We start from the raw sequence: 25626 nt of genomic DNA on the forward strand, positions 1-25626 counted from the left end.
CGTTAGAATCCGCTCCTGCCTCAGGAGACACCCATGCTGCCTTTATTACTTGCTTCCAGCTCGACCTATCGCCGGGAATTGCTCGCCCGCCTGCACCTGCCGTTCGTCTGCAGCTCGCCGGATATCGACGAAAGTCACCGTCCAGGCGAAGCCGCGATCGAACTGGTCAAACGCCTCGCCGAGGAAAAAGCCAGGGCCTTGGCTGACAGCCACCCTGCTCATCTGATCATCGGCTCGGACCAGGTGGCCGTACTCGGCGACCGCATCATCGGCAAGCCTCATACGTTCGACAAAGCCCGCGAGCAATTGATGGCCGCCAGCGGCGCCAGCGTGACCTTCCTCACCGGCCTCGCCCTGTTCAACAGCCAGACCGGGCGCTGCCAGGTCGACTGCGTGCCGTTCACGGTCCATATGCGCAAACTGGATGAGGCGCGCATCGAGCGCTACTTACGCCTCGAGCAGCCGTACGATTGCGCCGGCAGTTTCAAGGCCGAAGGCCTCGGCGTAAGCCTGTTTCAATCGACCGAAGGCCCGGACGCCACCAGCCTGATCGGCCTGCCGCTGATTCGCCTGATCGACATGTTGTTGGCCGAAGGCGTACAGATTCCTTAAAAGCAAAAGATCGCTGCCTTCCGGCAGCTCCTACAGAATCAGCGTCACCGCAAAAAAAGCGATTGAACATTAATCCTGTAGGAGCTGCCGCAGGCTGCGATCTTTTAATCTACCGGCGGATTAACGCAACGAAGGCCCGTGGAAGCCCATCCACATCGCCAACTGCTCAGCGACGCTGGCACCGAGCTTTTTCGAGAAGCGGTCGAACGGCGACTCTTCAACAGTGAAGTCCACCAATTCCTTCTCACCAATCACGTCACGCGCCACCGAACTGGCATTGCCCAAACCATCGATCAACCCCAACGGCAAGGCCTGCTCGCCGGACCAGACCAGCCCGGAGAACAGCTCCGGATGCTCTTTATCCTTCAGGCGATCGCCGCGCCCCTGCTTCACGCTATTGATGAACTGCTTGTGCGTGGTATCCAGCACGCTCTGCCAGAATGCAGTTTCCTCAGGCTTTTGCGGCTGGAACGGATCGAGGAATGCCTTGTGCTCGCCCGAGGTGTAGGTGCGGCGCTCGACGCCGAGTTTTTCCATGGTACCGACAAAACCATAACCGGCCGCCGTTACCCCAATCGAACCGACGAGACTGGCCTTGTCGGCGTAGATCTGGTCCGCCGCGCTGGCGATGTAATAGGCACCGGACGCACCGAGATCGGAAATCACCGCGTACAGCTTGATCTCCGGGTGCAGGCCCCGCAGGCGCTTGATCTCGTCATAGACATAACCGGACTGCACCGGACTGCCGCCCGGGCTGTTGATGCGCAGAATCACACCCTTGACCTTCTTGTCCTCAAACGCCGCCCGCAGACTGCCGACAATGTTGTCGGCACTGGCCGGCTCCTTGTCGGCGATCATGCCGTTGATGTCGATCAATGCGGTGTAATTCGTGCCGCGCGCGGCACTCTTTTCCATGTCCATCAGCGGCGTGAACAGAAGCAACGCAACAAACAGATAAACAAACGTCAGCAGCTTGAAGAAAATCCCCCAGCGCCGCGAGCGACGTTGTTCCTGCACACCGGCAAGCAGCGTCTTTTCCAGCAGCTTCCAGCTTTTTGCGTCACCGTCGTCGGCACTTGCCTTGGCCGGTGCTTTCCATTCGTCGGTCATGCCATCTACCCCAGCAAAAACGTATTAAACATGCTGTCCCAGCCAGGCATGCAATTCAGAAAAACGATCGATCGACAGGCGCGGCTCGAACTGCTGCAGGGATTCGATCGATTGCGCGCCATAACTGACCGCCACCGAATCCATCCCCGCGTTACGCGCCATCAGCAGGTCGAAGGACGAATCTCCGACCATCAACGCCTGCTCCGGGCGCACGCCGCAGTGGCTGACGATCTGCTCAAGCATCAGAGGGTGTGGCTTGCTGGCAGTTTCATCGGCAGCACGGGTGATATCGAAATAATCTTCCCAGCCGTTGGCCTTGAGAACGCGATCCAGGCCGCGACGATTCTTGCCGGTCGCGACCGCCAGGTGATAGCCCTGCTCGCGAAACGACGCCATCGACTCGACGACACCTTCAAATAACGGCGAAGGCACGGCTTCTGCCGCGATGTAGTGATCGGCGTAGTACTCGCGAAACGCGGTCATTTCAGCATCGCTGATTTCGGGGTACAGGGTGCGAATGGCCTCGGGCAAGCCCAGACCGATAATGCCCTTGACGGCAAAATCATCGCGCAACTCGAAGCCGGAACGCCCGGACGCCGAGTGCATGGCCTCGACGATCCGATGGATGGAATCGGCGAGGGTGCCGTCCCAATCGAAAATCAGCAGTTTGTAATCAGATGGGCGCACTCAATCGCTCCACGGTCTTGGCCCACATTTCATCGACCGGTGCTTGCAGGGTCAGCTTGCCGCCATCCGGCAGCGGCACGGTCAGCATGTAGGCGTGCAGGAACAGGCGCTTGCCACCCAGATCACGGATTTCCTTGGTGAAATCGTCATCGCCGTACTTGCTGTCGCCGGCAATGCAATGCCCGGCATGCAGGGTGTGCACGCGAATCTGGTGAGTACGCCCGGTGACAGGCTTGGCCTCGACCATGGTCGCAAAGTCGCCGAAGCGGCGCAGCACCTTGAACACGGTCAGGGCTTCTTTGCCCTCTTCGTTAACTTCGACCATGCGCTCACCGGAGCGCAGATTGCTCTTGAGCAATGGCGCACGGACTTGCTTGATCGAGGCGGCCCAGTTGCCACGGACCAGCGCCATGTAGCGCTTGTCGACGCCATCGCCGCGCAACTGCTCGTGCAGGTGACGCAACATGCTGCGTTTCTTGGCGATCATCAGCAGGCCGGAGGTGTCCCGGTCGAGACGGTGAACCAGCTCCAGCTCCTTGGCATCGGGACGCAACTGACGAAAGGCTTCGATCACCCCGAAATTCAACCCGCTGCCACCGTGAACCGCAATGCCGGCGGGCTTATTGATCACGATCAGGGCTTTATCTTCGAAGACGATCGAGGCTTCCAGGCGCTGTAACAGCCCTTGGGCCAGCGGCACCGGCTCGTCGCGCTCAGGCACGCGAACCGGCGGTACGCGCACAATATCGCCGGCCTGCAGCTTGTATTCAGGCTTGATCCGACCTTTGTTCACGCGCACTTCGCCTTTGCGCAAAATGCGGTAAATCAAGGTCTTGGGCACGCCTTTGAGCCGGGCGAGGAGAAAGTTGTCGATTCGTTGGCCGGCATACTCCGGCGAGACTTCAAGCAGTTGAACGCCTGGAGTCGAAGGGGCAGTAGTTGTCATGCCGCGGATGATAACAATTTTTATGGAATTGAAGCACTTAATCATTGCTGCTATAGTCGCGAACGCCGCCAAAAGCGGCCTGGACAGCGGAACCACGGTCAAAGACCGGCCCTGACCAACGCAATTCACCAGGGCGCGAGGCCGTCCTACGGGGCTTTCGCTACGTAACGGTGGAGTCTGCAGTTGTAACGAGCGCAGGTGACATGAGGCCTGAATTACACCGCCGAGCAGAGTTTTCACTCGCCTGGCAGGCAAATATTCACGGCCAGTTCACAAAGTGCAGTCAGCTGCAAATGACCCCGAGCGAAGACTTCGGAAACATCGCCTGAATTAGCCATGATGCGTGACCTCCCCTTTCGGAGCTCACGGTAAATGCCAACCCGCTGCGGATTCTGCGCGCGGCAGCACCCGAATTATCAGGGATACGTGTAGGGTGGAGATGCACAACCGCCGGACTGTGTAGCAACAGGTTTGATCAAGACGCTTCATCTCGTCCACAGCCGCTGGTTGATTCCTCCTCCTGACTGAGTGCTTAAGTAGCCACAGCAAGCAGGACGCGTACGTCGCGGTATGGGCCCAATTGGCCTGACATCGCTGGACACGGGAATGGCCAACCACTCCCGACGCACCTGACACCGACCGTGAGAAGTCGTGTGTGCCGAACGCCGTTTCCGGCAGCCCGGAAACCGACGGTACTACATGAAAAGAATGCTGATTAACGCAACTCAACCCGAAGAGTTGCGTGTTGCACTGGTAGATGGCCAACGCCTCTACGACCTGGACATCGAATCCGGTGCACGCGAGCAGAAAAAGGCCAACATCTATAAAGGCCGTATCACTCGCATCGAACCAAGCCTTGAGGCTGCCTTTGTCGATTTCGGCTCCGAGCGCCACGGCTTCCTGCCCCTCAAAGAAATCTCCCGCGAATACTTCAAGAAAGCCCCTGAAGGCCGCGTCAATATCAAGGACGTCCTGAGCGAAGGCCAGGAAGTCATCGTTCAGGTCGAGAAAGAAGAACGTGGCAACAAGGGCGCCGCCCTGACCACTTTCATCAGCCTGGCCGGTCGTTACCTCGTGCTGATGCCGAACAACCCGCGTGCCGGCGGTATCTCCCGTCGCATCGAAGGCGAAGAACGCAACGAACTGCGTGAAGCGCTGAACGGTCTGGTCGCTCCAGCCGACATGGGCCTGATCGTGCGCACTGCCGGCCTTGGCCGCAGCAGCGAAGAAATGCAGTGGGACCTCGATTACCTGCTGCAACTGTGGACCGCCATCAAAGAAGCCTCGCTGGATCGCTCCGCGCCGTTCCTGATCTACCAGGAAAGCAACGTGATCATCCGCGCCATCCGCGATTACCTGCGCCAGGACATCGGCGAAGTGCTGATCGACAGCGTTGAAGCCCAGGACGAAGCCCTGACCTTCATCCGCCAGGTGATGCCGCAGTACGCCAGCAAGATCAAGCTGTACGAAGACAGCGTGCCGCTGTTCAACCGTTTCCAGATCGAAAGCCAGATCGAGACCGCTTTCCAGCGCGTCGTCGAATTGCCTTCCGGCGGCTCCATCGTCATCGATCCGACCGAAGCCCTGGTGTCCATCGACATCAACTCGGCGCGCGCCACCAAAGGCAGCGACATCGAAGAAACCGCCCTGCAGACCAACCTTGAAGCCGCCGAAGAAATCGCCCGTCAGTTGCGCCTGCGCGACATCGGCGGCCTGATCGTCATCGACTTCATCGACATGACCCCGGCCAAGAACCAGCGCGCCGTGGAAGAAAAAGTCCGCGAATGCCTGGAAGCCGACCGCGCCCGCGTGCAGATCGGCCGCATCTCGCGCTTCGGCCTGCTGGAAATGTCCCGTCAGCGCCTGCGTCCATCGCTCGGCGAAAGCAGCGGCATCGTCTGCCCTCGCTGCAACGGCACCGGCATCATCCGTGACGTTGAATCGCTGTCGCTGGCGATCCTGCGCCTGATCGAAGAAGAAGCGCTGAAAGACCGCACTGCCGAAGTTCGCGCCCAGGTGCCGATCCCGGTTGCAGCCTTCCTGCTCAACGAAAAACGCAACTCGATCACCAAGATCGAACTGCGCACCCGCGCGCGCATCGTCATTCTGCCGAACGATCACCTCGAGACGCCGCACTTCGAAGTTCAGCGCCTGCGTGACGACAGCCCGGAAGCTGCGACGAACCAGTCCAGCTACGAAATCGCGGCAGCCGCTGCCGAAGTCGAAGAAGTCCAGCCAGCCGCCGCGACCCGCACCCTGGTTCGCCAGGAAGCCGCGGTCAAGACCGCGCCAGCTCGCGCCAATGCGCCGGTGCCAACCGAAGTCGCGCCTGCCGCACCTGCTCCGGCACCGGTTGCCGCACCTGAGCCGAGCCTGTTCAAAGGTCTGGTGAAGTCGCTGGTCAGCCTGTTCGCCACCAAGGAAGAGCCTGCTGCACCGGTTGCCGTAGAAAAACCGGCTGCCGAGCGTCCAGCCCGCAATGAAGAGCGTCGCAACGGTCGTCAGCAGAGCCGCAACCGTAACGGTCGCCGCGATGACGAACGCAAGCCGCGCGAAGAACGTGCCCCGCGTGAAGAACGCGCACCACGTGAGCCGCGTGAAGAGCGTCAACCACGTGAAGCCCGCGAAGTGCGCGAGCCTCGTGAAACCCGCAACGAAGCACCGGCAGCCCGCGAAGAGCGCGCGCCACGTGCCCCGCGTGAAGAACGTGCACCGCGTGCTCCGCGCGAAGACCGCAAGCCACGTGGCGAGCGTGAAGAACGCGTGCGTGAACTGCGCGAGCCACTGGACGCCGTGCCAGCCGCAGCCGCTGCTGCCGTGACCGCTGAAGAGCGTCCGGTCCGTCAGCCACGCGAAGAGCGCGCCCCGCGTCCGCCGCGTGAAGAGCGTCAACCGCGCGCCGAGCAGGCCGCAGCTGCCGTCGCTGAAGAAGAAGTCAACACCAATAACGAAGAGCAACTGCCGGAAGACGGTCAGGACAACGCCGAAGGCGATCGTCCACGTCGTCGCTCCCGTGGTCAGCGTCGTCGCAGCAATCGTCGTGAACGTCAGCGCGATGCCAATGGCAACGTGATCGAAGGTTCGGAAGAATCCGAGTCCGGCGAAAACGCTGAAAGCCCAAGCACTGCCGATCTGGCCGCCGGCCTGGCAGTCACCGCCGCTGTTGCCAGCAGCGTGATCAGTGCTCCGGCTGAAGCCCAGGCTCACGAGCAGGCTGAACGCGCCACCGCTGCTACTCTGGAAAGCGCTCCAGTCGAAGCGCCGGTTGTCGAAGCGACTACTCCGGTGCAAGTGACTGCCGCGCCAGAAGTCGAAGTGGCCCCTGCTCGCGAAGCTCAACCTCAGGTTGAAGCGGCTGCCGAACCTGAAGCTGTCGCTGAAGCGCCAACGGCAATCACTGAACCAGCGGTTGAAACCGTAGCTGAAACAGTGACCGAGACCGTGCGTGAAGTTCGCGAAGAGCAGACTGCGTTCAACTGGGTTGCCGAGCCAGCTGTCACCGAAGCTCCAGCGCCGGTCGCTGAAGCCGAAGTACCGCCAGCCATGGTTTCCGAGCCAGTAGTCGCCGCGGCTGAACCAGCGCCAGTGGTTGAGGCACCGGTTGTCGAAGCGCCTGCCGTTATCGAAGCGCCAGCTCCGGTAGTTGAAGCGCCGGCTCCAGTCAGCGCCCTGACGCCAAATGGCCGCGCGCCTAACGACCCGCGTGAAGTGCGTCGTCGCAAGCGTGAAGAAGAGCGTCTGCAGAAGGAGGCCGAACTGGCTGCCGCTGCTGCTCCGGTCGCCGCCGAACCCGCCGCTGCGGCTGACGTGGTCGAGGCAGCGCCTGCCCCGGTCGCTGAGCAGGCATCGGTTGAAGCGGTAATCGCTGAAGCACCACGCTCCGTTCAGGACGCGGTTGAACAGCGCGAAGAGGCTCAGGAAAAAGAGCACGAGCCTAAACCGCTTGTCTGATTCCTGAAGCTCAATAAAAAGCCCCGCCTGGTGAAAGCCAGGCGGGGCTTTTTTATGCACGCAATTCAGACCGCACCGATGTTCATTGTAGGAGTGAGCCTGCTCGCGATAGCAGTGTGTCAGTCAGCACGCCTTTAGCTGAACCACCGCTTTCGCGAGCAGGCTCGCTCCCACAAGGGATCTCAACACGGTTCAAGAATGGGGAAATACCAGAGATTCAGGCACATCGATATCCCACAAAACCCCGGGATCATCCACCGCCACTTCCACCACTCGCCCCTGCGCAAATAACGGCCGAGCCCCACGATCGCCGGTCAGCGCCTGCAACTGCGCGCCAAACCCACGCCCAAACCCTACGGGATGCCCAAACTCGTCGCCCAGCACCGGCACGCTCACCGCGTCATCGGTCATCGCCGCGACAACCCGCTCAATACTCGATGGCAGGATAAACGGCATGTCGCCAAGAACAATCAACCAGCCATCCGCATCGGCACACGCAGCAACACCTGCGGCAATGCTGTCGCCCATCCCGGTCGATTCGATCGACACGACGTCGCAGCCATAAGCCTGCGCCATGCGCATCGCCTGCGGCCGTGCCTCAGTTGTCACCAACACACGCTTGTCGAGGCTGGCCGGCAAATTCACCAGAACCTGTTCAATCACCGAACGCACCGCGCCGTCGCGCCCCGTGCAGTCAGCCAGCAATTTGTCCTTATCAGGGCCGGCGACCTGGCGAAAGCGACTGCCCTCGCCCGCCGCCAGCACAATCACTGCGATGGATCGGCTCATACGCCCTCCAGCGGTTTCTTCTGTTTCAGCTCTACACCGTTCTTGATCGCGACAATTTCCGCCAACAAGGACAAGGCGATCTCCGCCGGCGAGTGGCTGCCAATGTGTAAACCGATCGGCCCGTGCAGACGATCGATCGACGCTTGCGACAAGCCTAGCTCAGCGAGGTTTTCCCGGCGTTTGCGGCTGTTGATCCGCGAGCCGAGTGCACCGACGTAGAAAGCCGGCGAATCCAGTGCCGTGAGTAACGCCATGTCATCCAGACGCGGATCATGGGTCAATGCAACGATCGCCGTACGCTCGTCAGTCTGGATGTTCAGCACCGCCTCATCCGGCATGCCGGCCACGAATCGACCGTGCTGCTCTTCCCAACCGTAGACGAACTCAGTGCGCGGATCGCAGATCAGCACTTCGAAATCCAGCAGCCGCGCCATGTCCGCAACGTAGCGCGACAACTGCCCGGCGCCGATCAACAGCAAGCGCCAGCGCGGGCCGTAAATCGCCCGCAGGGTCTTGCCGTCGAACACCAGCGAATCGGCTTTATTCGCCGACGCAAGCACCACCTCGCCGGTTTCGATGTTCAGCTCGCGAGCGACAATTTCATGGTTTTCGCAACGCTGCAGCAGTTCGGCCACCCATGCCGGATCGCCAACACGCTCCTCGGTCAAACGCAAGGTGCCTCCGCAAGGCAGGCCAAAACGCGCGGCCTCCTCGCGGGTCACACCGTAGGTGATCATCTGTACTGGCGGGCCATCGGTGGCGATCCGCCCGTCGTGCAGCCGGGCGATCAAGTCATCTTCGACACACCCGCCCGACACCGAACCGATCACCACACCATCCTCGCGCAATGCCAGCATGGCGCCAGGTGCCCGGGGCGCGGTGCCCCAGGTCTGGACCACGCTGAACAGCACCACCCGTTGTCCGGCGCGACGCCATTCCAGCACGCTGCGCAGGACATTGAGGTCGACGCTGTCCATTACGCTTCTGCCTTTTGCCAGCCCTGCAACTGATAACGCACTGGCAGATTGCGGATGCGCTTGCCGGTAGCGGCAAAAATCGCATTGCACAGCGCCGGCGCAATCGGTGGCACGCCCGGTTCGCCAACCCCGCCCAATGGCACTTCACCGGGCGGCGTGACCAGATGCACGGCCACTTCTTTCGGCGCCAGCGACATGCGCGCGACTTCGTACATATGGAAGTTGTCCTGCTGGACCTTGCCGTCCTTGAAGCTGATTTCGCCCAGCACAGCATTGCCCAGTCCCATGACACAGGCGCCCTCGAACTGCGAACGAATCCGCTCGGGGTTGATTTGCGGCCCGCAATCGACGGCGATATCCGCCTTGTGCACGATCAGCGTACCGTCGTCCTTGACCTCGACTTCGATCACCGCTGCCACGTAGGTGACGAAGCTGTAATGCACCGCCAGGCCAAGACCTCGGCCCTTGGGCAGCTTGCGCCCCCATCCGGCGGCTTTGGCCGCAGTTTCCAGTACGGTGCGCATGCGCCCGGTATCGATCGGATAGCGCTCAGGGGATTCACCGTAGTTCCACTCCTCGCTCAGCGTGCGCGGATCAATCTGCCGATCCGGACCCAGCAGCTTGATCTGGTACTTGAGCGGATCTTGCCCGGCCTTGTGTGCCAGCTCATCGACGAAACTCTGGATCGCAAAACCATGGGGAATGTTCGACACCGAGCGATACCAGCCAACCCGCGTGTGCACCCTGGCTTCGGGGTTCTCCAGACGCACGTTGGGAATCGCATAGGCCATGTTGGTGAAGCCCATGCCCAGTTCGAACGCCGCCTCATGGTTCATGTCCGGCGCGAACAACGCGGTGATGCTCGGGGCCACGGTGCGATGCAACCAGCCGGACGGCATGCCGTTCTTGTCGACGCTGGCCTTCAGGTACTCGGCCGACACGGTGTGGAAATACGAGTTGTGGATGTCGTCTTCACGCGTCCACTGCACCCGTACGGCCTTGCCCGGAAACTCCTTGGCGAGGATTGCCGCTTCAACCACGAAGTCCGGTTTCGACTTGCGGCCGAAACCACCGCCAAGCAGCGTCACATTGAAGGTGACCTTGTCGAACGGCACGCCCAGACGCTCGGCGATGCGCTCACGGGTGACTTGCGGTGCCTGACTCGGCGCCCAGGCTTCGCACACGCCGTCCTGGAAACGGGCAACGGCAACCATCGGCTCCATCGGCGCCTGCGCCAGATGCGGCAAGTAATAAGACGCCTCGAGCGTGCTGGCGGCACCGCTCAAGGCCTTGTCGATGTCACCGGTGTTGCGCACCACTTTGCCGGGTTTCAGCGAAGCCGCTTCAAGTTCCTTGCGATAGGCAATCGAGTCATAGCTGGCATTCGGGCCATCGTCCCACTCGATCTTCAATGCCTCGCGGCCCTTGATCGCCGCCCAGGTATTGCTCGCGACGACGGCCACGCCGCCCAGTGGCTGGAACTCCGAGGGTAACGGACGGCTTTCGATCTGAATCACTTTTAGCACGCCGGGCACTTTCAGCGCGGCGCTGTCATCCAGGCTTTTGACCTTGCCGCCATAGACCGCCGGGCGGGCGATGGTGGCGTAGAGCATGCCATCGAAATGCACGTCGGCGCCGTACACCGCACGGCCATTGACGATATCGGCACCGTCGATGGCCTTGGTGCCTTCCTTGCCGATGTAGCGAAATTCCGACGGTTGCTTCAGGCGCAGGCTGTCACGCGCCGGCACCGCCAACGCACTCGCGGCAGCGGCGAGTTCGCCATAGCCCAGCTCGCGACCGGACGGTTTATGGATGACGTTGTGTAGCTGCGCGTGGCATTCGCCAACCGGCACTTTCCACTGCGCGGCGGCCGCTTGCTCAAGCATGGTCCGCGCCGCCGCACCGCAACGACGCATCGGCTCATACCAATGACGCATGCTGCGCGAACCGTCGGTGTCCTGGTTACCGAAACGCACTTCATCGCCCGGCGCTTGCTGCACTTTGACCTGAGCCCAATCAGCCTCCAGCTCATCGGCCACGACCATGGTCAGGCTGGTGCGCACGCCCTGGCCCATTTCCGAACGGTTGCACACCACAGTGACGCTGCCGTCGGCGGCGATGCTCACATACACCTTGGGGTCGTCGATCCAGCCATTGGGCATGCCGTCGGCGCCAAATTTCTTCGGCGCGTCTTCGGCCAATGCATCCTGCCAGCCCCAGGTCGCGGCCAGTACCAGTGCTCCGGTGGCGCCGACGCCTTTGAGAAAGCCACGACGGCTGAGGTTGCTCAGGGCGAAATCATTCGGAAGGCGGCTCATGCCTTGGCCTCCTTCAGGTGGGTGGAGGCTTGACGAATGGCCGTCTTGATCCGGTTGTACGTACCGCAGCGGCAAATATTGCCGACCATGGCTTCTTCGATCTGCTCGTCGCTGGGGTTCGGGTTGGTTTTCAACAAAGCGGTGGCGGACATGATCTGCCCACCCTGGCAATAACCGCATTGTGCAACGGCGCTGTCGAGCCATGCCTGCTGGACGACTTTGCCGATCGGGTCGGCATGCAGGTTGTCGATGGTGGTGACGTTCTGGCCGACTACCGAGCCGATCGGCGTGATGCAACTGCGCGCCGGTGAACCGTCGATATGGATGGTACAGGCGCCACACAGGCCCATGCCGCAGCCGAATTTGGTGCCGTTGTAACCGGCGACGTCACGAATCGCCCATAACAGCGGCATGTCTTCAGTGACATCGAGAGAATGGTCTTGACCGTTGAGTTTCAGGGTAATCATGGGCACGCCCGCATAGTTATTGGAGGTTATGGGGTCGAGCAATCTGCCGCCGGAAAATCAGCGGGGGTTCGCGCAGATCGACTCAGGCTAATCAGGCTCTCTTGTACCGACGATGACGTCTGCACCGGGCCTTTGGTGGAGCAAATGGGTGGTATCGTTAGCTCGCTAAGTTAACCCAGCATTAACAAAAAAGCCCTGCACTTTTTTATCAGTGCAGGGCTTTTGATGGCGTTGGCAAAGCGTAGCCTTAATACCGATTCGGCTCCATCTCCAGCTCGACATTGAAACGCTCGGCGATGTCTTTCTGGATCCGTTGCGCCAGGTCGAGCAGTTGCAGCCCGGTCGCCGCGCCATAGTTGACCAGCACCAGCGCCTGCAATTTATGCACGCCGGCGTCGGCCTCGCGAAAACCTTTCCAGCCGGCGCGCTCGATCAGCCAACCGGCAGCGAGTTTCATCTGCCCGTCCGGTTGCGCATAAGCCACCACATCCGGGTGCTGCTGCTTGATCTGTGCGACCACGGCGGCAGGCACCAGCGGATTCTTGAAAAAACTCCCAGCATTGCCGAGCACCGCCGGGTCCGGCAGCTTTTCGCTGCGGATGCTGCAAATGGCGCGGCTGACGTCGGTGGGCGTCGGTTGCTCGATGCCCTGCTCGCGCAGGCGCTGACGCACCGGGCCGTATTCAAGATGCAGATGCGCGGCGCGATCAAGGTTAAAGCGCACCCGCAGGATCAGCCAACGCCCCGGCTGCTGTTTGAACAGGCTGTCGCGGTAAGCGAAGTTGCACTCTTGCAAGCTGAAATCGCGCAGCTCGCCGGACTGGCGATCCAGCGCGGTGAGACCGGCGAACACATCCTTGATCTCGACGCCGTAGGCGCCGATGTTCTGCATCGGCGCGGCACCGACGGTGCCGGGAATCAGGCTGAGGTTTTCCAGACCGGAAAAACCCTGGGCCAGTGTGTGTTGCACAAACGCATGCCACGGCTCGCCGGCTTCCGCTTCGATCACCACGTGGTTGCCGTCATCGCTCAGCACGCGAATGCCCCGCGTGGCCATGCGCAAAACCAACGCCTGGATATCCGCGGTCAGCAGCAAGTTGCTGCCGCCACCGATGACCAGCAACGGCAGCTCATGGGATTTGGCATAGTCCAGCGCTTCACGCACATCGGCATCGCTGTGGGCTTCGGCAAAGAATCGGGCGCGAACATCCACACCAAAGCTATTGAACGGCTTCAGGGAAACCTGCGATTGCACCTGCACACTCATAACCGGCCCTTCACTTCGATCAGCAGTTGGTCGCAAGCCGCTTCGATCAGGTCCAGCACTTGCTCGAAACCCTGGTCGCCGTCGTAATACGGGTCCGGCACCTCATCGACCAGACCGGCGTAGCGACGCAGGAACAGATCCAGTTCGGCCTTGCCGGTAGACGGTTGCAAGGCCTTGAGGTTGCGCAGGTTGCTGTTGTCCATCGCCAGAATCAGGTCGTAGCTGGCGAAGTCGGCGCGGCTGACCTGTTGCGCGCGTTGCAGCGACAGGTCATATCCGCGCAGTTTCGCGGCGGCCTGACTGCGTTTGTCCGGCGGATTGCCGACATGCCAGTCGCCGGTCCCCGCAGAGGCTACTTCAACCTGATCCGCCAGCCCCGCTTCGCGCAATTTATGGCGCAACACACCTTCGGCCGTGGGCGACCGGCAGATGTTGCCCAGGCACACAAACAGAACGCGCATCACGCCTCCAGCAGGCGGCGAACGCGCTCAAGGTCTTCGATCGTGTCGACACCGGTCGGCGGCGCGATCAACGCATCGGCGACATGAATGCGCACGCCATGCCACAGGGCACGCAGCTGTTCGAGCGATTCGGTGTTTTCCAGCCAGCAAGGGCCCCAGTTCACGAAATCCTGCAGGAAACCGGCGCGGTAGGCGTAGATGCCGATGTGGCGGCGATAGGGGACGCCTTCCGGCAGTTGCTCGCGGCTTTTGGCGAACGCATCGCGCGCCCACGGCAGCGTGGCACGGCTGAATGTCAGCGCCAGGCCATTGAGGTCGCTGACGACCTTGACCACGTTCGGGTTGAACAGCGTCTCGACGTCTTCGATCGGCTCGGCCAGCGTGGCCATCCGTGCTTCGGTGTGGGCGGCCAGGTTGGCCGCCACCTGATCGATCACGCTCGGCGGAATCAGCGGCTCGTCGCCCTGCACGTTGACTACGATTGCGTCCGGCTCAAGGCCCAGCTTCGCCGCCACTTCGGCCAGACGATCGGTGCCGGAATTGTGATCTTCACGGGTCAGCACCACTTCAGCGCCGAATCCCTTGCAGGCCTCGACGATGCGCGCATCGTCAGTCGCGACCACGACCCGGCTGGCGCTGCTTTTGCTCGCCTGCTCCCAGACGTGCTGGATCATTGGCTTGCCGCCGATATCCAGCAGCGGTTTGCCCGGCAGACGGGTCGAGGCGTAACGTGATGGAATGACAACGGTGAAGGCAGTGGTCATTTATCCAGACGCTCGTCGGTGGTCAGGGTGCGGGCTTCGCTTTCCAGCATCACCGGGATGCCGTCACGGATCGGGTACGCCAGACCGGCGCCCTTGCTGATCAGTTCGGTCTTGTCGGCGCTGAGCTTGAGCGGGCCTTTGCACACGGGGCAGGCGAGGATGTCGAGCAATTTGGTGTCCATGAACATTCCCAGGAAAAAAGAGTTAAGGCAAAAGACGATCCGGCAACAGGCGTATCAGCTGTGTGTCGAACCAGGCCACGAAGGCCGGCGACGGCACGGCATCGACCGCCAGATACCACCAGTCGTCCGCAGCGAAGGCACGGCACTTGACCGCATCCTTTTCGGTCATCACCAACGGCAATGACGGGGTGAAATTCAAGGCTTGCACGCTGTATTCGGCGTGGTCGGCAAACGCATGGGGCACTGCGCGCCAGTCTAGCGCTTCGAGGGTATTGAAGAAACGTTGCGGATTGCCGATGCCGGCGACCGCGTGCACGGCCTGGCCTGCCGGGAAATGATCGAGGGGTTTGCGCTCGCCGCTGCGCAGATTGACCAGCGCAGTGGGTTGCAGGCGAAAGGCGAAACCATCGTCGCGATCATCCAGGGCACCGTTGAACAGCACGCCGTCGACACTTTTCAGACGCTCGATAGGCTCACGCAACGGCCCGGCCGGCAGACAGCGTTTGTTGCCGAGGCCACGGGCGGCATCGATCAGCACCAATTCCAGATCCCGCGCGAGGCGGTAATGCTGCATGCCGTCGTCGGAGAGGATCAGATCGAGCGGCTCACTGGCGAGCAGGGCTTTGACGGCGGCGCTGCGATCAGGATCGATCATCAGCGGCACGCCGGTGCGCTGGACGATCAGCAGCGGCTCGTCACCGGCAACCTCGGCGCTGTGCCCGGCCTCGACCCGCCACGGCAGTTGCGGTGGCTTGGCACCATAACCGCGACTGACCACCCCGACGCGCAGTCCACGGCGGCGGCAATGCTCGATCAGCCAGAGGATCATCGGCGTTTTGCCGGTGCCGCCGACGGTGATATTGCCGACCACGATCAACGGAACCGGCGACTGATAGATTTCACCTTCACCGTCGAGAAAGCGCTGACGCTTGTTGACCACCACGCGGCGGTAAAGCATTTCCAGCGGCCGCAGCAGCGTCAGGGCCGGGTGCCCCTGGTACCACGCGGCGAGCAAACGATCGGACAGGCTCATCAGGATTTCGGCGCCGCCTCGACCGTCGTCATGCGCAGATGGCTGAAACCAAGCTTGCCGGCCGCGTCCATGGCGGTGATCACCGATTGATGCTGCGCCTTGCCATCGGCACTGATCGACAACGGCATGTTGGTGTCGCCGTTGGATTCTTTCTGCATGGCTTCCATCAGCGTTGCCAGATCGTTTTTCGGCAGAATTTTGTTGTTCACCGAAAACACGCCTTCGGCACTGATCGCAACGTCGAGCTGTTTGACCTGCTGGTCTTCGGCCGGCGAGCCGCTGACGGCTTCCGGCAGGTCCACGCGCAGCTGGGTTTCACGGGTGAAGGTGGTGGTCACTACGAAAAACAGCAGCAGGATGAACACCACGTCGATCAGCGACGCGAGGTTGATGTCCACGGTTTCCCGGGGCTTGCGACGGAATTTCACGCTTTGCCCTCAGAGAGGTCGACGTCACGGTCGCCCTGCACCACTTCGACCAGTTTGATTGCTTCCTGCTCCATGCCGACCACCAGCTCATCGATACGACGTTGCAGGAAGCGGTGGAAGAATACCGCCGGAATGCCGACCATCAGGCCTGCTGCGGTGGTAATCAGCGCCTTGGAGATACCGCCCGCCAATACCGAAGCGTTGGTGGTCATGCCGGAACCAGTGAACGCACTGAAAATATCGATCATGCCCAACACGGTGCCGAGCAAACCGAGCAGCGGCGCCATGGCCGCGATGGTGCCGAGGGCGTTGATGTAGCGTTCAAGTTCATGAATGACCCGCGCGGCGGCCTCTTCGATGCACTCTTTCATGATCTCGCGACCATGCTTGGAGTTGGCCAGGCCGGCCGCGAGGATTTCCCCCAGCGGCGAGTTGGCGCGCAGTTCCTTGAGTTTTTCCTTGTTGAGCTGCTTGTCCTTGATCCAGACCCAGACCTGGCCCAGCAAATGCTCGGGGGTGACGCGACTGGCGCGCAGGGTCCACAGACGCTCGGCAACGATCGCCATGGCCGCGATGGAACTCAGAATGATCGGCAACATCATCCAGCCGCCGGATTTGACCAATTCCCACACAGTGACAGTCCCCTCGAAAAAGTGCGCCACTTTACCATACCGATTGGCGTTTAAGACCCGCTGCCCCGACGACCGTGAGGTGGCATCCATGCTGGCACCGATCAATGGCCGGGCGCAGGCGGATCACGCCAGAAACGTCGCTGTTGACGCATCGTCCACGGCGGTTTGAAGCGACCCAGTTGCAAATGAATGGCGCCCTGCTCGGCGCTGTCGTAGATGCGCAGGCCTTGCTTGCGATAGCGCGCAAGCACGGTCGGATGCGGGTGACCGAAGGCATTGCCATGGCCTCGGGAGATCAGTACCGATTGCGCTTGCAGCGCGTTTAGCAGGGCCATCGATGATGAGCTGCGGCTGCCGTGATGCGGTGATTGCAGCCATTGCGTCGGCACCGCGAGAGGGCTGCCGAGCAGGACGCGTTCGGCGTGCGTGTCGATGTCGCCGGTGAGCAACAGGCGTTCGCCATTGGCCTCGATTTGCAACACACAGGACCGCTGATTGCTGTCATCCGCGTCCGACCATTGCCAGAGCTGGAACTGCACGCCATCCCACTGCCACTGCTCGCCACTTTCACAGGCTGCGGCGTTCAGTTCCGCCGGCAGGTTTAGCGGATCGCCGCTGACGATCCGCGCCACCGGCAAGCCGCGCCTCACCGCCCGGGCACCGCCGGCGTGATCGGCATCGGCGTGGCTGAGCAGCATCAAATCGAGCTTTTGCACGTTGAGTTTGCGTAGCGCAGGCAGCACCACGCGTTCGCCCAGATCAAAATCACCAACACGCGGGCCGGCGTCATACAGAACCGCGTGGTGGCGGGTGCGAATCAGGATGGCAAGACCTTGGCCGACGTCGAGTTGCCAGATATCGGCCTGCCCTTCTTCTATTGGTTCTCGGGGCGGTAGCACCAATAGCAACATCAGCGGCCAGCCCAATGGGCGCAGCGGTACGCCACGGGGCAAAAGCAATAAGACCGCGCCGAGGCCGCCCACCGCCAGTGCCCAGAATGGAATGGCTGCGGGTATCCACGCCGGCCATTGTCCGGCGATCAGCGCAAGCCCGATAAACAGCCAGTCGATCAGGCCGCCCGCCAGCCACAGCAGCCCTTCGCCAACATAGGGCACAGGCAATAACAACGTTCCGAGCAATGCCGGCGGCAGCACCACAAGGCTGACCCAAGGCACCGCCAGCAGGTTCGCCAGCGGCCCGCTCACACTGATCGGCAGGCTCAAGGCCAGCAACACCGGGCACAACCCGATCGCGATCAACCACTGCGCGCGCGTCCAGGTCTGCCACCAGCGCCACGCGCCCAGCCGCCCGCCGAAGGTGAGAATCAGCACCGCCACCGCAGCAAAGGACAGCCAGAACCCAGGCCGCAGACTCGCCAGCGGATCAAGCAACAACACGCCGTTGAATGCCAGTAACAACGGCCACCATGCACCGAGATGGCGAAAGCGCAGGCGCCATAACAGCACCAGCGCCACCATCACACAGGCGCGCTGCACCGGCACATCGAACCCGGCGAGCAAGCCGTAACCAAGCGCTGCGGCGAATGCCAGACCGCAGGCCCACGGCAGCCAGGGCCAGCGCAGCGGCCACAACCCGTAGCGCGCCAGTCCGGCGACCAGCAGATACACCACGGCCGCGAGCAAACCAATGTGCTGGCCGGAGATCACCAGCAAATGCACGGTGCCGGTGTCCTGCAAAGTTTGCCAGTCCTCGCGGCTGAGACCGGAACCATCGCCCAGCACCAGCGCGGCCAGCGCGCCCTCGCGTCCCTGTGCATCCACTGCCAGCAAGCGCTGACGAAGACTGTCGCGCCAGGCATTGCGGGCTGGCGTGAGGCGTTGGCCGTCCTTGATCGTACCCGTCGCGCCGATGCGCTGCGCCAACAGCCAGGCCTCATAATCGAACGCATCTGGATTGAGCAGGCCACCGGGGCGCTTCAGCTTCACCGCCAGGCGCCAGCGCTCACCGCTTTTCACCGGCGGTCCGGCGTACCAGGCCAGGCGCATCAGCGACGGCAGCGTTGCATGGCGTGAGCGCGCATCGGCCAGCTCGAAACGCACCACGCCGTCACTGCTCTGCGGCAAGCCGACCACCCGCCCTTCGACCCAGCGGGTTTCGCCGTCCAGGCGCGGCGGCAAGCGATCGTTCAGCGCCCACAGCGCGCCGACGCAGGCCCAGGTGAAGCCAAACAGAAAACACGCCAATGGATAGCTGCGAAAGGGCAGCAGCATCAACGCCACCACTGGCAGCACCACCAACAAACCGACCGGCGGCAACGCCGGCATGAAAACCGGGGCCAGCAGACCGACTGCCAGCGCCATCATCCCTGTGCGCATATGCCCGTCCTTAAGAGTCCCCACCTAGGCATAGCCGGTGCCGGGCACGTCCGCCGTCAACAATTGTCACAAAGTCTGAATGGGTGGTTCGTAGAATCCAGACATACTTGCCGCCTTAACCGACCGAGAAGCCTTATGCCCCGGCGCTTATTCAAACGATACATGCCCGACCCGACGAGCATCAGGGAACACAAATCCTTACGCTTTCTCGGCACGTTGCTGCATGACCCTAACCTCTGGCACCTCAATCGCCATTCGGTCGCCCGGGCGATGGCGGTTGGCCTGTTCGCGGCCTTCCTGCCGATCCCGGCGCAGATGCTGGTGGCGGCTGCGCTGGCGGTGATGGTGCGCGGCAATATGCCGATCGCGGTGAGTCTGGTCTGGCTGACCAATCCGATCACCATGCCGGCGGTGTTCTTCTGCACCTATCAGGCCGGCGCGTTCTTGATGGACGTGCCCGCACGGCACCTGCCGGATGAGCTGACCTGGGAATGGATCAGCGGTGAACTGTCAACGTTGTGGCAGCCGTTTCTGCTGGGTTCGGTGGTGGTCGGCCTGGTGCTGGGCGCCCTCGCCTATTGCCTGGTGATGCTGTACTGGCGTTGGTGGGTGGCGCGGCAATGGCGGCGGCGCAAGAAAAGTCGACAGAAATGAATGAATGCAAAACGGCCTCCGCGATGGGAGGCCGTTTTGTTTTGTGGTGTCTGCATGGGCCCCTTCGCGAGCAGGCTCGCTCCCACGGGAAAATCATTCCAATGTGGGAGCGAGCCTGCTCGCGATGGCCACGACCGGATGTGAAATCAGGTGCGCATCCCGCGCCCGCTCACCAGCAACCGCGCACAGCCGAGATACAGCACCACCGTCGCCACCAGCATGAAGGTGATGGCAATGCCGATGCGAATATCCGACACACCGAGAATCCCGTAGCGGAACGCATTGACCATGTGCAGCACAGGGTTGGCCAGCGACACGGTCTGCCAGAACGGCGGCAGCAAGGTGATCGAGTAGAACACGCCGCCCAGGTAGGTCAGCGGGGTCAGCACGAAAGTCGCGATGATCGAGATATCGTCGAAGTTACGCGCAAATACCGCGTTGATAAAACCCAGCAGCGAAAAGATCGTCGCCGTCAGCACCACCACCAGAATGGTCACGCCAAGGTGATGTACCTGCAAATCGGTGAAAAACAGCGACAGAATCGTCACGATCAAACCCACCGCCAAACCGCGCAATACGCCGCCAATGGTGAAGCCGATCAAGATCGTGTGCGGTGACACCGGCGAAACCATCAGTTCTTCGATCGAGCGCTGGAACTTGCTGCCGAAAAAGCTGGAAACCACGTTGCCGTAGGAGTTGGTGATCACCGACATCATGATCAGCCCCGGCACGATGTACTCCATGTAGGTGAAGCCACCCATATCGCCGATCTGCCGGCCGATCAGGTTACCAAAGATTACAAAGTACAGAACCATGGTAATGGCCGGGGGCAGCAGCGTCTGCGGCCAGATCCGCATGAAGCGTTTGACTTCGCGGTAAACGATGGTTTGCAGGGCGACAAGGTTGGGACCGAACTCGGAACTCATACCGCCACCTTCGACAGATTTTTCTCCACCAGGGACACGAACAACTCCTCAAGGCGATTGGTTTTGTTACGCAGGCTCAGCACTTCGATGTTCTGCAGTGCCAGTTGGCCAAACAGCGCGGTGATGCCCATCGACTTGTCGACCTGGACTTCCAGCGTGTGCGCATCGACCAGCCGCGACGGGTAGCCGACCAACTGCGGCGCGGCAGACAGATCGCCCTTGAGATCAAGCAGGAAGGTCTCGACATGCAACTGACTGAGCAACTGGCGCATGCTGGTGTTCTCGACAATCGTGCCGTGGTCGATGATGCCGATGTTGCGGCACAACTGTTCCGCCTCTTCCAGATAATGCGTGGTCAGGATGATGGTGATGCCTTTCTGGTTCAGCTCGGTGAGGAACGTCCACATCGAACGGCGCAACTCGATGTCGACGCCGGCGGTCGGCTCATCGAGGATCAGCAGACGTGGCTCATGCACCAGCGCACGGGCGATCATCAGGCGCCGCTTCATGCCGCCGGACAGCGAACGCGACGGCACATCGCGCTTGTCCCACAGGCCGAGCTGGGTCAGGTACTGCTCGGCGCGTTCCTTGGCGATCTTCGCCGGAATGCCGTAGTAACCGGCCTGGGTCACGACGATGTCGAAGGTCTTTTCGAACTGGTTGAAGTTGAATTCCTGAGGCACGACGCCGATCGAGCGCTTGAGCGCCGCCGGGTTCTTGTCCAGGTCATGGCCGAAGATATTCACTGTGCCGCTGGTCTTGTTGACCAGGGTCGAGAGAATGCCGATGGTTGTGGATTTGCCGGCACCGTTGGGGCCGAGCAAGGCGAAAAAATCACCTTCGGCGACGTCCAGATCGATACCACTCAAGGCCTGGAACCCGTTGCCGTAGGTTTTGGTTAGCTGCCGGATGGACAGAGCGGAACTCATATCTGATTTACGCACCAAGAAGGAAGGAAAGGAATAAATAGGGGTGGGCGGCGAGGGAAACAACCGCGACACGAAGCGCAATGGTGCTTGCCGTCGCCGCACAAGTACAGTCAAGTGTGTCGATAGTAATTATCAAGTCAACGCGGTCATGACCGCTTTCCGGTACGCCGGACGCTGCTTCAGGCGCTCGTACCACGCTTGCAGATGCGGTTGTGGTGCCCGTTCGATGGGCATTTCGAACCAGGCATAAATGAAGCTGCCCAACGGGATGTCGCCCATGCCGATGTCATTGCCGGAGAGATAGGGCTGGCTGATCAGCGCATGGTCGGCCATGTTCAGCAACTCATCACATTCCTTGATCGCGGCGTTGATCGCCTTCCAGTCCTGCTGCTCGGCAGGCGTGCGCAGCACACCCCAGAACACAGTGCGAAAGGGCCCGGCAAAACTGGAGGTGGTCCAGTCCATCCACTTGTCCGCCGTGGCGCGGGCTTGTGGGTCTGCCGGATACCAGGCGCTGTCCGGCGCATGTTTGGCCAGCAGGTAGCGGACGATGGCATTGGATTCCCACAGCACGAAACCGTCGTCTTCGATCACCGGCACCCGGCCATTCGGATTCATCGCCCGGTACTCGGGCGTGTCGACCACGCCGAACGCGCCCCCGGCATCGATGGCCTCGTAGGCCAGGCCCAACTCTTCGGCAGCCCACAAAGGCTTCCTGACGTTCGACGAATTTTTCCGTCCCCAGATCTTCAGCATGACCGCCTCTTTGCAAGTGAATGGACGGTCAGCATACGCCGGATCAGGTGCGACTCAAATCCGTCTGCATATCGCCCAGCAGGACCGGCAAATGTGCACTGAACAGATGCGGGTAACACTTTTCCAGGTGTTCGAAGAAGAAGGTTTCCGGCACGTCGGTGAACTGGCCGTGATCGATCAGATACTCCATCAACAGCGCGCCGTCGCGATTGTACGGATGGAACACGCTGTCGTTGATGCCATCGAACTCCAGCGCTGCAACGTTGAACAACTCGCACAGTTGCTGATTGAACGCCGGAGTGGCCTTGACCCAGCGGCCATCGAGAAACAGCTCGGTATAGCCATGCATGGCAAACACATCGCTTTTCAGCAACTCGAGCAGACGCGGCGTCGACAGGTGATTGCGCACATCGGCCAGACCGATGCGCGCCGCAATTCCACAATGCCGCGCGCAACCGGCGAGCAGCGTGGCTTTCGGCACGCAGTAACTCTCCCCCGCTGCCAGCGCGTAGCTGCCACGCAAGGTTTGCGGATCCCGGCTGAAGGTGTAGGGGTTATAACGCACCGCCTCGCGCACGGCGTAGTAAAGACTGATCGCCTGCTTACGCGGATCATGGCTGGCGCCGCGATGCCGCTCGGCGAACTCCACCACCGCCGGGTGGTCACTATCGATGAAGCGGCCGGGGCTCAGATACTCGTGCATGGCGGTAATCTCCTGGATGAGTCACGAGTCTAGCGACAGCCTGAGCACAGAGATAACGACGTTTCGGCCAAACCTGAAAGCAAAGCTGCGCAGCTACGAACGATTTCCCACACGTGTTGCCCACCGAACCTACGAAAACCATCCGGGGTTTCCCACGATTTCAATCACCATGCTCTGACCACCCGCTTTTACAGATGCCGTCTAAGCTCTGGAGGGTCGATTTGCCTTGGTTCACGGAGGACTGAATATGCTGTTGTTGTGGATACTGGTTTTGATCGTCGGCGTGGCGTATCTCGCCCACCGACGCATCGCCCCGCTGCCCGCGTTGGGCATCGTTGCCGTCTATTTACTGGCAATGGGGATTTTCAGTCACGCGCCGGGCGGGCTGCTGTTCATCTTCTGGGTCCTGCTGGCGGTGGTTGCCGCGCCGCTGTTGCTGCCTGACCTGCGCCGCAAACACTTCACTGCGCCGCTGTTCAACTGGTTTCAGAAAACCCTGCCGCCGATGTCGCAGACCGAACGCGACGCGATCGATGCCGGCACGGTGTGGTGGGATGGCGAGTTGTTCAGCGGCCGTCCGGACTGGGACAAACTGCTGTCCTATCCCAAGGTTCAGTTGAGCGAAGAAGAACAGGCTTTCATCGACGGCCCGACCGAAGAACTCTGCGCGATGGTCACTGACTGGCAGATCGGCCAGTCGATGGACCTGCCGCCCGAGGCCTGGACACACATCAAGGAGCATGGCTTTTTCGCCCTGATCATTCCCAAGGAATACGGCGGCAAAGGTTTCTCCGCCTACGCCCACTCACAAGTGGCGATGAAACTGGCAACTCGCAGCGGCGACCTTGCCTCCACCGTAATGGTGCCCAACTCTCTCGGCCCGGCCGAACTGCTGTTGCATTACGGCACCGACGAACAACGCAATCACTATCTGCCGCGTCTGGCCCGTGGCGACGACATCCCCTGCTTCGCCCTCACCGGCCCGCTTGCCGGCTCCGATGCCGGCGCGATGCCCGACACCGGGATCATTTGCAAAGGCGAATGGAAAGGTGAGCAAGTCATTGGTCTGCGCCTGAACTGGGAAAAACGCTACATCACCCTTGGCCCGGTGGCGACCCTGCTCGGCCTCGCGTTCAAAGCTTACGACCCGGATCACCTGCTGGGCGACAAGGAAGACCTGGGCATCAGCCTCGCGCTGATTCCGACCGACACCGCTGGCGTGGAAATCGGCCGTCGCCATCTGCCACTGGGCGCCGCGTTCATGAACGGCCCCAACTCAGGCAAGGACGTGTTCATTCCGCTGGACTACCTCATCGGTGGCCAGGAAATGCTTGGTAAGGGCTGGATGATGCTGATGAACTGCCTGTCGGTCGGGCGTTCGATCTCGCTGCCAGCGGTGGGCACCGGCGCGGCCAAGTTCACCAGTCTGGTCACTGGTCAGTACGCGCAGATTCGTGAGCAGTTCAATGTGCCGCTGTCCGCTTTCGAAGGCATTCAGGAAGCCATGGCGCGCATCGGTGGCAACGCGTGGATGATGGATGCCGCGCGGATGCTCACCGCCAATGCCGTGGATCTGGGCGAAAAGCCCTCGGTGCTGTCGGCGATCCTCAAGTATCACCTCACCGAGCGCGGCCGCGAGTGCATCAGTCACGCCATGGACGTGCACGGCGGCAAGGCGATCATCATGGGGCCGAACAATTACCTTGGTCGCAGCTGGAACGGCGCGCCGATCTTCATCACCGTGGAAGGGGCCAACATTCTTTCGCGCAACCTGATGATCTTCGGTCAGGGCGCGATCCGCTGCCATCCGTTCGTGCTCAAGGAAATGGCTCTCGCCGGGCGCGAAGACAAGGATCAGGCGCTCAAGGAATTCGATGGCCTGCTGCTCAAGCACATTGGTTTCGCCGTCAGCAACGCTGCCAGCACACTGGTGCTGAACCTCGGCCTTGGCCACTTCGAACATGCGCCGGGCGACAAAATCAGTCAGGGCTACTTCCGCGCGCTCAACCGTCAGGCCGCCGCATTCGCCATGCTCGCCGACTTCAGCATGATGCTGCTGGGCGGCGAACTGAAACGCCGCGAACGTCTGTCGGCCCGCCTGGGTGATGTGTTGAGCAACCTGTACCTGGCCTCCGCCGCGCTCAAGCGCTATCACGACCTGGATTCGCCGGCGTACATGGAGCCGCTGTTCCGCTGGGCCATGGAAGAAAGCCTCGGCCAGTCGGAACGGGCACTGGACGAACTGCTGGGCAATTTCCCCAACAAAGTGCTCGGCTGCCTGTTGCGCGTCATCGTGTTCCCGTTCGGCCGTCGCCACAAAGGCCCATCGGACAAACTCGGCGCCGAAGTCGCGGCAGTCATCGGTCGCGCCAAGGGCGATCCGGCACTGGAAGAACTGCTTGCCGGCTGCTATCGCCCGCAAGCACCGGACGATGCGGTGGGTGCCCTGCAACACGCCAGCGATCTGCTGAATGCTGCACAACCGCTGCACAAAAAACTCCACATCGCCCTGAAAAACGGTCAGGTCAAACCGACTGCGGGCGAACACGCCATCGACGCGGCACTGGAAGCCGGCGTGCTGCAACCGCTGGAAGCGCAGAGCCTGCGTGATGCCGAAGCGGCACGCCGCAAAGTGATCGACGTCGATGATTTCGACAAAGAGGAGCTGGCGCTGGCCGAAGGAAAAATCCGCTGA

The 25626-nt window shown here is 61.4% G+C and carries 23 protein-coding genes; 4 read left to right on the plus strand and 19 right to left on the minus strand.

Annotation, left to right across the window (positions count from 1 at the left end):
- The first annotated feature begins 33 nt into the window (after positions 1 to 33).
- Entirely contained in the window at positions 34 to 612 is a 579-nt protein-coding gene (locus HU739_RS21410) for a Maf family protein (RefSeq protein ID WP_186546966.1), read from the plus strand.
- Between the two features lie 120 nt (positions 613 to 732).
- Here HU739_RS21410 and sppA read toward each other — a convergent pair whose 3' ends face one another.
- From sppA to rluC, 3 genes are read right to left on the minus strand one after another with little or no spacing between them, the layout of a single operon-like run.
- Positions 733 to 1722, minus strand: a complete 990-nt coding sequence (sppA, locus tag HU739_RS21415) for a signal peptide peptidase SppA (RefSeq protein WP_186546965.1) — start codon at positions 1720 to 1722, stop codon at positions 733 to 735.
- A 24-nt stretch (positions 1723 to 1746) separates the two neighbouring features.
- The gene (locus HU739_RS21420; RefSeq protein ID WP_186546964.1) at positions 1747 to 2409 is read right to left on the minus strand and encodes an HAD-IA family hydrolase; all 663 of its coding nucleotides are present in this window, start codon (positions 2407 to 2409) and stop codon (positions 1747 to 1749) included.
- Positions 2396 to 3355, minus strand: coding sequence for a 23S rRNA pseudouridine(955/2504/2580) synthase RluC (gene rluC / locus HU739_RS21425; RefSeq protein WP_186546963.1), 960 nt, complete (start codon positions 3353 to 3355; stop codon positions 2396 to 2398). The genes HU739_RS21420 and rluC overlap by 14 nt, the downstream gene beginning before the upstream one ends.
- A 699-nt stretch (positions 3356 to 4054) precedes the next feature.
- Here rluC and rne point away from each other — a divergent pair.
- Positions 4055 to 7306 carry a ribonuclease E gene (gene rne / locus HU739_RS21430; protein ID WP_186546962.1) on the plus strand — a complete coding sequence of 1084 codons (3252 nt, stop codon included), beginning with the start codon at positions 4055 to 4057 and terminating at the stop codon, positions 7304 to 7306.
- Between the two features lie 192 nt (positions 7307 to 7498).
- On the opposite strand, the gene HU739_RS21435 is transcribed toward rne, so the two are convergent.
- The 12 genes from HU739_RS21435 to HU739_RS21490 form a co-directional block, all read right to left on the minus strand.
- Positions 7499 to 8095 carry a nucleotidyltransferase family protein gene (locus HU739_RS21435; RefSeq protein ID WP_186546961.1) on the minus strand — a complete coding sequence of 199 codons (597 nt, stop codon included), beginning with the start codon at positions 8093 to 8095 and terminating at the stop codon, positions 7499 to 7501.
- Complete coding sequence (locus tag HU739_RS21440) at positions 8092 to 9072, minus strand: XdhC family protein (RefSeq protein WP_186546960.1); 981 nt, start codon at positions 9070 to 9072, stop codon at positions 8092 to 8094. The genes HU739_RS21435 and HU739_RS21440 overlap by 4 nt, the downstream gene beginning before the upstream one ends.
- Positions 9072 to 11393, minus strand: coding sequence for a xanthine dehydrogenase family protein molybdopterin-binding subunit (locus HU739_RS21445; RefSeq protein WP_186546959.1), 2322 nt, complete (start codon positions 11391 to 11393; stop codon positions 9072 to 9074). Before HU739_RS21445 ends, HU739_RS21440 begins: the two co-directional genes overlap by 1 nt.
- Complete coding sequence (locus tag HU739_RS21450; protein ID WP_186546958.1) at positions 11390 to 11860, minus strand: (2Fe-2S)-binding protein; 471 nt, start codon at positions 11858 to 11860, stop codon at positions 11390 to 11392. The genes HU739_RS21445 and HU739_RS21450 overlap by 4 nt, the downstream gene beginning before the upstream one ends.
- Before the next feature lie 247 nt (positions 11861 to 12107).
- On the minus strand, positions 12108 to 13127 hold the full coding sequence (gene murB, locus HU739_RS21455; RefSeq protein WP_186546957.1) for a UDP-N-acetylmuramate dehydrogenase: 1020 nt from the start codon (positions 13125 to 13127) through the stop codon (positions 12108 to 12110).
- Positions 13124 to 13588, minus strand: a complete 465-nt coding sequence (locus HU739_RS21460; RefSeq protein ID WP_186546956.1) for a low molecular weight protein-tyrosine-phosphatase — start codon at positions 13586 to 13588, stop codon at positions 13124 to 13126. Before HU739_RS21460 ends, murB begins: the two co-directional genes overlap by 4 nt.
- Positions 13588 to 14352, minus strand: coding sequence for a 3-deoxy-manno-octulosonate cytidylyltransferase (kdsB, locus tag HU739_RS21465; protein ID WP_186546955.1), 765 nt, complete (start codon positions 14350 to 14352; stop codon positions 13588 to 13590). Before kdsB ends, HU739_RS21460 begins: the two co-directional genes overlap by 1 nt.
- On the minus strand, positions 14349 to 14534 hold the full coding sequence (locus tag HU739_RS21470; protein WP_003179363.1) for a Trm112 family protein: 186 nt from the start codon (positions 14532 to 14534) through the stop codon (positions 14349 to 14351). Before HU739_RS21470 ends, kdsB begins: the two co-directional genes overlap by 4 nt.
- 22 nt (positions 14535 to 14556) lie before the next feature.
- Positions 14557 to 15567: a tetraacyldisaccharide 4'-kinase gene (gene lpxK, locus HU739_RS21475; protein WP_186546954.1), complete on the minus strand. Its 1011-nt coding sequence runs from the start codon at positions 15565 to 15567 to the stop codon at positions 14557 to 14559.
- Positions 15567 to 15995, minus strand: coding sequence for an ExbD/TolR family protein (locus HU739_RS21480; protein ID WP_016771006.1), 429 nt, complete (start codon positions 15993 to 15995; stop codon positions 15567 to 15569). Before HU739_RS21480 ends, lpxK begins: the two co-directional genes overlap by 1 nt.
- Positions 15992 to 16627: a MotA/TolQ/ExbB proton channel family protein gene (locus tag HU739_RS21485; RefSeq protein WP_186546953.1), complete on the minus strand. Its 636-nt coding sequence runs from the start codon at positions 16625 to 16627 to the stop codon at positions 15992 to 15994. The genes HU739_RS21480 and HU739_RS21485 overlap by 4 nt, the downstream gene beginning before the upstream one ends.
- Before the next feature lie 101 nt (positions 16628 to 16728).
- On the minus strand, positions 16729 to 18963 hold the full coding sequence (locus HU739_RS21490; protein ID WP_186546952.1) for a DNA internalization-related competence protein ComEC/Rec2: 2235 nt from the start codon (positions 18961 to 18963) through the stop codon (positions 16729 to 16731).
- A gap of 135 nt (positions 18964 to 19098) precedes the next feature.
- On the opposite strand from HU739_RS21490, the gene HU739_RS21495 reads away from it, so the two are divergent.
- A complete protein-coding gene (locus HU739_RS21495) occupies positions 19099 to 19617 on the plus strand; it encodes a DUF2062 domain-containing protein (protein ID WP_186546951.1) in 519 nt (172 codons plus the stop codon).
- Between the two features lie 146 nt (positions 19618 to 19763).
- On the opposite strand, the gene HU739_RS21500 is transcribed toward HU739_RS21495, so the two are convergent.
- From HU739_RS21500 to HU739_RS21515, 4 genes are all read right to left on the minus strand, one after another.
- Positions 19764 to 20543, minus strand: a complete 780-nt coding sequence (locus tag HU739_RS21500; RefSeq protein WP_186546950.1) for an ABC transporter permease — start codon at positions 20541 to 20543, stop codon at positions 19764 to 19766.
- Positions 20540 to 21472 carry an ABC transporter ATP-binding protein gene (locus HU739_RS21505; RefSeq protein WP_186546949.1) on the minus strand — a complete coding sequence of 311 codons (933 nt, stop codon included), beginning with the start codon at positions 21470 to 21472 and terminating at the stop codon, positions 20540 to 20542. The genes HU739_RS21500 and HU739_RS21505 overlap by 4 nt, the downstream gene beginning before the upstream one ends.
- Positions 21473 to 21604: 132 nt before the next feature.
- On the minus strand, positions 21605 to 22228 hold the full coding sequence (locus HU739_RS21510) for a glutathione S-transferase family protein (protein ID WP_186546948.1): 624 nt from the start codon (positions 22226 to 22228) through the stop codon (positions 21605 to 21607).
- Positions 22229 to 22271: 43 nt separating this feature from the next.
- Positions 22272 to 22931, minus strand: coding sequence for a transglutaminase-like domain-containing protein (locus HU739_RS21515; protein ID WP_186546947.1), 660 nt, complete (start codon positions 22929 to 22931; stop codon positions 22272 to 22274).
- Between the two features lie 247 nt (positions 22932 to 23178).
- Here HU739_RS21515 and HU739_RS21520 point away from each other — a divergent pair, with 247 nt between their 5' ends.
- A complete protein-coding gene (locus HU739_RS21520; RefSeq protein WP_186546946.1) occupies positions 23179 to 25626 on the plus strand; it encodes an acyl-CoA dehydrogenase in 2448 nt (815 codons plus the stop codon).

The sequence above is a fragment of the Pseudomonas hamedanensis genome (genome assembly GCF_014268595.2).
GTDB lineage: Bacteria > Pseudomonadota > Gammaproteobacteria > Pseudomonadales > Pseudomonadaceae > Aquipseudomonas > Aquipseudomonas hamedanensis.